Origin of the sequence: uncultured Allobosea sp., assembly GCF_945957345.1 — a bacterium.
GTDB lineage: Bacteria > Pseudomonadota > Alphaproteobacteria > Rhizobiales > Beijerinckiaceae > Allobosea.
In genome coordinates, this window is sequence record NZ_CAMFKW010000005.1 from 159,371 (window position 1) to 166,171 (window position 6,801).

Consider the following 6,801-nt stretch of genomic DNA (forward strand, 5'->3'; position numbering starts at 1 on the left):
CCCAATGCGATTTGCGGCAAGCAGCAGGCTACCGCAACAACCGGCAATTGACGAGCGGGAGATGCGATATTAATCCAATGAACTAGCTTATTGTCCTTTTAAGTCGACACGGCGACGCGATGCTTAAAGCTCCGGATCGCCGATTGTCGCCAAGCTGCCGGATGGACCATCATGCAGGACATCGTCGAGATCACCGGCCGGAACCTGGACCCCGCAGGGATCGTCCGGGTCTCCCGGTTCAGGGTCAGGGTTGCCCTGGCGCGTGAGGCGATGGAGTGCATCGGCCGCGCCCGCGAGGTCGTCGACGAGGTCGTCCGCAAGGGCGAGAAGATCTACGGCGTCACGAGCAGCGTCGGGGCCAAGACCGGCACGATGCTCGCTCCAGATCGGATTCCCGAGTTCAACCGCCGCCTGCTGCTGACCCATAACATGGGGCACGGCCCGCTCGCCTCCCACGAGACGGTGCGGGCGATGATGGTCGTGCTGCTGAACAGCATGGCGACCGGCTATCTCGGCGTCAGGCCGGTTATGGCGGAAATGCTCGTCGAGGCCCTGAACACGGACCGCCGGATCGATGTCCATCTCTGGGGCTCGATGGGCCAGAGTGACATGTCGCCCATCGCCGATCTCGCGCTGGAGCTCTACAAGGATCATGATTTCGCGGCCGGCGAGGCGCTGGCCCTCTTGAACTCCAGCGCATTGTCGATCGGCACCGCGGCGCTCGCCTTCCACGATCTTGCGCGCATGCTCGATTTCGCGACGCTCGCCGGCGCGTTCAGCATGGAGGGCTTCGCGGCCAATCCGTCGATCGTCTCGGAGGCCGCGCTCAATTCTCGCCCGTTCGATGGTGTGCTGCGCCATGGCCGTGCGATCCGGACCTATCTCACCGGCAGCTACCTGATGCAGCCCGGCGGCCCGCGCCATCTCCAGGACCCGCTGAGCTTCCGCTCGCTGCCGCTGATCCACGGCAACGCCGCCGACAGCCTGGCCTTTGCGGGCAGGCAGCTCGCCATCGAGCTGAGTGCGAGCCAGAACAACCCGATCGTGGCGGTCGAGCAGCGCCAACTGGTCTCCGTCGCCAATTTCGACATGGTCGCGTTGGCGACGGCGCTCGATATCGCCCGGCTCGCCATGGTGCCGGTCGTGACGAGCTCCACGGAGCGGCTGGCCAAGCAAGCCGATTCATTCTGGTCGGGCTTGAGCGTCGGCCTGATCGAGGAGGATGGCGTCGGCCTGCCGGGCTTCAACGGCCTCGCGCAGTTCCACAAGTCGATCACCTCTGAAGCGCGGCTGCTTGGCGCCCCGGTCGTCAGCGAGCTCGCGAGCTCCAGTCACTCCAACGGCAATCTCGATCGCGCCAGCATGGCCGGCCTCGCGGCCCGCCGCACGGCGGATCTAGCGACGCTGTGTCGCTCGATCTTCGGCATGGAGCTGATGGTGGCTGCCCAAGCCGTGGACATGCGGAAATCCAGCCCGCTGGGGGCAGGGACCGGGCAGGTGCATGCGTTCGTGCGGAAGGCGGTTCCTTATGCGGCTGCAGGGCAGCGGGTCCCGCATGCTGGCGTGCTGATCGATTATCTGACGGCCAACGATCCTGAGATTGATCGCCTTCTCCAGATCGGCACAGCTTCAGTGCGTTGAAAGCGTCCCTGTTAGGGGGCTTGGTTTTCGTCAGCCGCGCTTACTTTAGCTGGCTGTCCTTGCTGCCGCGGCGATTGTAGCCGGAATGCGCCGCCGAGCGGTCATGGCCGGATTGGCAGGCGACGCAGAGACGGGCGCCCGGCATGGCGAGCCGCCGAGCTTCAGGGATTTCGTCCCCGCAGTCCTGGCAATGAATCTCGCCGGGGCCGCTCGGCAGCCGCGAGCGCGCCAGCCGAACCGCGTCCGAGATCGAGCCGTCGATCTGGTCTTGAACCGCTCCGTCCGGAGCCCATCCGCTTGCCATGGCGCAACCTCCGATAGCCATAAGATGGCCTTCGGCAATCCGGAATCCAAGAGCTTTGGCCTGAGGCGCGGATCGGCTGCGGTCAGGCGAAGCGCTTCGCCCCGGCCAGGCAGAGCACGACCACGGCGGTCGCCGCGATCATCGGCCAGGCGATCGGCTCGCCCAGCAGCCAGCCCGCCAGAATCAGGCCAAAGAACGGTTGCAGGAGCTGGAGCTGGCCGACGCTGGCGATGCCGCCGAGCGCGAGACCGCGATACCAGAACACGAAGCCGACCAGCATGCTGAAGACCGAGACGTAAGCAAGCCCGACCCAGGCCGGCGCGCCGATGCCCTGCCAGGACGTGGGCGAGAACAGCAGGGCGATCACGGCCATCGCCGGCAGAGACAGCAGGAGCGCCCAGGAGATGACCTGCCAGCCGCCGAGCCGGCGCGAAAGCGTTGCGCCCTCGGCATAGCCGAGGCCGCAGAGCAGGACGGCGGCTACCATCAGCAGGTCGCCGGTCAGCGAGCCGCTGTCGCTGTTGGCGAGCGCGAAGCCTGCGACCGTGGCGCTGCCGATGCCCGAGAACAGCCAGAACACCAGCTTTGGTCGCTCGCCGCCGCGCAATACGCCGAACAGCGCTGTCGCGAGCGGCAACAGGCCGATGAAGACGATCGAACGCGCGGAGGGGATATGCTGGAGCGCGAGCGCCGTCAGCAGCGGAAAGCCGAGCACGACGCCAATGGCGACGATCGCGAGGGGGCGGATGTCCGAACGGCTGGGCCATTGCTGGCGCAGCAGCACGAGGCAGGCCGCGCCGAGCAGGGCCGCGATCGCGGCGCGCGCGCCGGTCAGGAATAGCGGCGAGAAACCGGCCACGGCCACGCGCGTCGCCGGCAGGGAGCCGCTGAAGATCAGCACGCCGATGAGCCCGCTGCCCCAGCCCTTGCCACCCCAATTCCCGAACATACGATTCGTCCTGCTCCTTCGTGGAAGCCGTGCTCTAGGCGGCGGCGTTCGACGAAGCCAGCGACAGACCGATACATTCATGGCAAACTGTATGGCTATGGATGACCATACACCTAATGAATGCGGAGCCGTCCCGACGCGCACGGAAGCCGTGATGGCGACGATACGCGGCAGATTAGCGGCGCGGACGCTGGCGCCGGGCGACCGCTTGCCCTCGATCCGTCGTTTCGCCGCGACGATGAAGGTCTCGCCCTCCACCGTCGTCGAGGCCTATGACCGGCTGGCGGCAGAAGGCTTGATCCGCGCGCGGCAAGGCTCGGGCTTCTATGTGACCGGCGGCGGCTTGCCGCCCTTGGCATTGACGCAAGCCGCTTCCCCGCATGAGCTCGTGGTCGATCCCTTCTGGGTCTCGCGCCAGTCGCTCGATGCCGAGCCGGGCGCACTGAAGCCGGGCTGCGGCTGGCTCCCGGCCGACTGGATGCCGGAGGAGGCGCTCCGCCGCGGTTTCCGCGCGCTGGCCCGCGCCGAGGGCGCGATCCTCACCGATTACGGCGGCACGCGCGGGGCCTCGGTCCTGCGGCGGCTTCTGCTCGGGCGCTTCGCCGAAGCCGGACTCGCGGTTTCGCCGGAGCAGCTCATGCTGACCGGCTCGGGCACGCAAGCGCTCGATCTGATTTGTCGCTTCCTGTTGCGGCCGGGCGATGCCGTCCTCGTCGACGATCCCTGCTATTTCAATTTCCAGGCGCTGCTGAGGGCACATCAGGTGCGCGTCCTGAGCGTGCCCTATACGCCCTCCGGACCGGATATCGCGGCCTTCGAGGCGGTCGTCTCAGCCGAGCGCCCGCGCCTCTACCTCACCAATTCCGGATTGCACAATCCGACCGGCGCCGGCCTGTCGCCGCAGGCCGCCTATCGTGTCCTCAGCACGGCCGCGGCCAACGATATGACCATCGTCGAGGACGACATCTTTGCCGATTTCGAGCCCGAGCCGTCATCGCGGCTGGCGGCGCTCGACGGGCTGGAGCGCGTCATCCGGATCGGCAGCTTCTCGAAGACGCTCTCGGCCGCCGTGCGCTGCGGCTACATCGCGGCGCGGGCGGATTGGGTCGATGGGCTGGTCGACCTCCAGGTCGCGACCAATTTCGGCGGTCCCAGCCCGGTCTCGACCGAATTGCTGGCGGGCGTTCTCGCCGGTGGCAGCTACCGCAAGCATATGGAGGAGGTGCATCGGCGCCTTGCCCAGGCGCGGCGTGAGGTCGCCGCAAGACTTGAGATGCTGGGAATTCGTCCCTGGCTGATGCCGCGCGGAGGCTTCTATCTCTGGTGCCAACTACCTGAGGGAATCGATTCCGCGGAGCTCGCCCGCCTGGCGGTCATGCAGGGCGTGGTGCTGGCGCCGGGCAATGTCTTCAGCGTCGCCCAGACGGCCGGTCATTTCATACGCTTCAACGTCGCCCAGTCGCGCGACCCGCATGTATTCGAGGTGCTCGGGCAAGCGATGGCGACGATACGGCAGCAGGGCGGACGGACAGCCGCCCGCGATTGATCCAGCGCAGCTTGGGCTCGCGCCGCACTCGTCAGCCCGGCATGCCCTTGCTATAGACCGCGGCAATAACCGGCCCGGCCGGACAGGACCCGAAAGTTTTGAGATCATGCATCTGAGGATCGGCACGCGCCGCAGCCCGCTCGCGATGGCCCAGACCAACCACGTCATGGGCCTGATCCGGGAGAAATTCCCGCAGGCGGAATTCACCCTCTGCCAGATCGCCACGATTGCCGATCGCGACCGCGTCTCCGAGTTCCATCAGTTCGGCATGGTCGGCGTCTTCGCCATCGAGCACGAGCAGCAACTGGTGAAGCGCGAGGTCGATTTCGTCGTTCATTCGCTGAAGGACCTGCCGACCACCTTGCATGAAGGGCTCGTGCTGGCCTCGGTGCCGCCGCGCGAGGACCCGCGCGATGCGCTCTGCGGCGCGACCATGGCCTCGCTGCGCCAGGGTGCGCGCGTCGGCACGGGTTCGCTCCGCCGCCGAGCGCAGATCCTGAACCTGCGCCCGGATGTCACCGTGGTCCCGATTCGCGGCAATGTCGGCCCGCGCCTCGCCAAGATCGGCGGGGAGGATGCGCTCGATGCCGTCATCCTCGCCCATGCCGGCCTGCGCCGCCTCGGTATGGACGAGGCCTCTTCGGAGGTGCTCGCCCCGTCGCTGTTCCCCTATGCGGTCGGGCAGGGTGCGCTGGGGCTTGAGGCCCGCGCCGAGGATAGCGCCGTGATCGAGGTGCTGAAGGCGATCGAATGTCCCAAGGCCCGCGCCGAGGCCGAGGCCGAGCGCGAGATGATGCATGCGCTGGGGGCAGGATGCAGCCTGCCGGTCGGTGCCTGCGCCACATGGCAGGACGGCCGCTTGACGCTGCACGCGCAGGTGACCTCGATCGAAGGCACGGAACGCGTCGTGGCCGACGAGAGCGCGGCGCCGGAGCAGGCGCGCGAGCTCGGTCTTGCGGTCGCGCGGGTTCTTAAGGAACGGGGCGGCGTCGCGATCCTCGAAAAGAGCTATCGCGGCCATTATCCGAGCTTCAAGTCGATCTGACGCGTCACGGACGATAAGAGGCCCGGCCTCCGCGGGGAGTACCGGGCCTCGTGATAGCCACCGTCGCATGCAGGCGAGTGGCCGCTTCCGAAATGTCTCAGAGCCGGACGGCGACGTCGCGATGCCGCGACGCGAACAGCGCCGCTTCCCGGCGGAACAGCATCCAGGCGGGCTGCGGCGTCGCGTGACCCGGTTCCCGCATCGACATCGTGTAGGGGCCGGCATTGCCGGCCGGCTTGTCGGGGTCGAGACGTGCCGCCCGGCACATCGCCCGCGCGATCCGCGTGATCCGCTCTTCGTCCATGTCCGCCTCCGCCGCGAAGACTCAGCGGCGACGGAACGTCGAATCGAGCCTCGCGGTTCCGTTGGCGGTTCCTTATTTTTTCATCAGGCTGCCAGCAGCCCCAGCGCGCGCTCGATGCGTGAGCAGCCGGTCTTGGCGCGCGCCTTCGCATAGCTCTTCTGCAGGCGGCCGCTGGCATAGGCATCGATGACGATCGCATGGACATAGCTCTTGCGGACGACGGCAGGCGTGTTGACCAGCTTCTCCGAGATCGAGCGCATGATATCGGCGAGCTGGCGCTTGCGCCCCGCTTCGCTCGCAACCGCCTCGCCGGCGAGCAGAAGCTCGGCGGCGGCGGCGTTAGCGGCGAGCATGCGCAGATCCTTGCTACTGACGGGCAGACCGCAGGCGCGCTTGAGATAGGCATTGATATCGGCTGCGTGGATCGGCGAGACCGCGCCGTCTTCGTTCCGATATTGTAGCAGACGCCGGCCGGGCAGGGTGACGATCCGCGCGATCGCGCGGGCGAGCGGCGCATCGTCGATGGCGCAGGATATGTCCTTGCCGCTCTTGCCGCGGAAATGCAGCGCGACCCGCGTGCCCGTCAGGGTGACGTGGCGCTTGAGCAGCGTCGAGGTGCCGTGACTGCCGTTTGCCTTGGCGTAAGTTTCGTTGCCGACGCGCAGATGGCAGCGATCGATGATCGCCGCGGCGCAGGCCAGCGCCTTGTCGCGCGACAGCACCCGCGCCCTGGCATCCGTCGCGATGCGGGCGCGCAGCTTCGGTAGGGCCTCGATCAGGCGCGCAAGCCGCTTCAGCTTGCGGCGCTCGCGCACCTTCTCCCAATCCGGATGGTAGCGATGCTGGGTGCGGCCGGCCTCGTCATAGCCGATCGCCTGGAGATGGGCGCGCGGGTCGGCGGCGATGCGGACGTCCTGATAGGCCGGCGGGATGGCCAGCGAGCGGATGCGGGCCAGCGTGTGCACGGCGGTGAGAAAACCATCCAGTGGAGCGCCTGCGTTTGTGCCGGCGC

General features: G+C 67.4%; 7 protein-coding genes. 3 read left to right on the plus strand and 4 right to left on the minus strand.

Annotated features, from left to right (window positions below; translation table 11 throughout):
• The first annotated feature begins 171 nt into the window (after positions 1–171).
• Positions 172–1,641 carry an aromatic amino acid ammonia-lyase gene (locus Q0Q36_RS04260; protein WP_293795782.1) on the plus strand — a complete coding sequence of 490 codons (1,470 nt, stop codon included), beginning with the start codon at positions 172–174 and terminating at the stop codon, positions 1,639–1,641.
• A 40-nt stretch (positions 1,642–1,681) separates the two neighbouring features.
• Here the strand turns inward: Q0Q36_RS04260 and Q0Q36_RS04265 are convergent, their stop codons facing one another.
• Complete coding sequence (locus tag Q0Q36_RS04265; RefSeq protein ID WP_293795783.1) at positions 1,682–1,945, minus strand: DksA/TraR family C4-type zinc finger protein; 264 nt, start codon at positions 1,943–1,945, stop codon at positions 1,682–1,684.
• Between the two features lie 82 nt (positions 1,946–2,027).
• Positions 2,028–2,894, minus strand: a complete 867-nt coding sequence (locus tag Q0Q36_RS04270; RefSeq protein ID WP_293795785.1) for a DMT family transporter — start codon at positions 2,892–2,894, stop codon at positions 2,028–2,030.
• Positions 2,895–3,048: 154 nt separating this feature from the next.
• Here Q0Q36_RS04270 and Q0Q36_RS04275 point away from each other — a divergent pair, with 154 nt between their 5' ends.
• Positions 3,049–4,440: a PLP-dependent aminotransferase family protein gene (locus Q0Q36_RS04275; protein WP_293795786.1), complete on the plus strand. Its 1,392-nt coding sequence runs from the start codon at positions 3,049–3,051 to the stop codon at positions 4,438–4,440.
• A 106-nt stretch (positions 4,441–4,546) separates the two neighbouring features.
• Positions 4,547–5,485 carry a hydroxymethylbilane synthase gene (gene hemC, locus Q0Q36_RS04280; RefSeq protein WP_293795788.1) on the plus strand — a complete coding sequence of 313 codons (939 nt, stop codon included), beginning with the start codon at positions 4,547–4,549 and terminating at the stop codon, positions 5,483–5,485.
• Between the two features lie 97 nt (positions 5,486–5,582).
• Here hemC and Q0Q36_RS04285 read toward each other — a convergent pair whose 3' ends face one another.
• Both Q0Q36_RS04285 and Q0Q36_RS04290 read right to left on the minus strand, forming a co-directional pair.
• Positions 5,583–5,789, minus strand: a complete 207-nt coding sequence (locus tag Q0Q36_RS04285; protein ID WP_293795789.1) for a hypothetical protein — start codon at positions 5,787–5,789, stop codon at positions 5,583–5,585.
• 83 nt (positions 5,790–5,872) lie between these two features.
• On the minus strand, positions 5,873–6,801 hold a 929-nt coding region (locus Q0Q36_RS04290; RefSeq protein ID WP_293795792.1), incomplete at its 5' end, for a DNA topoisomerase IB.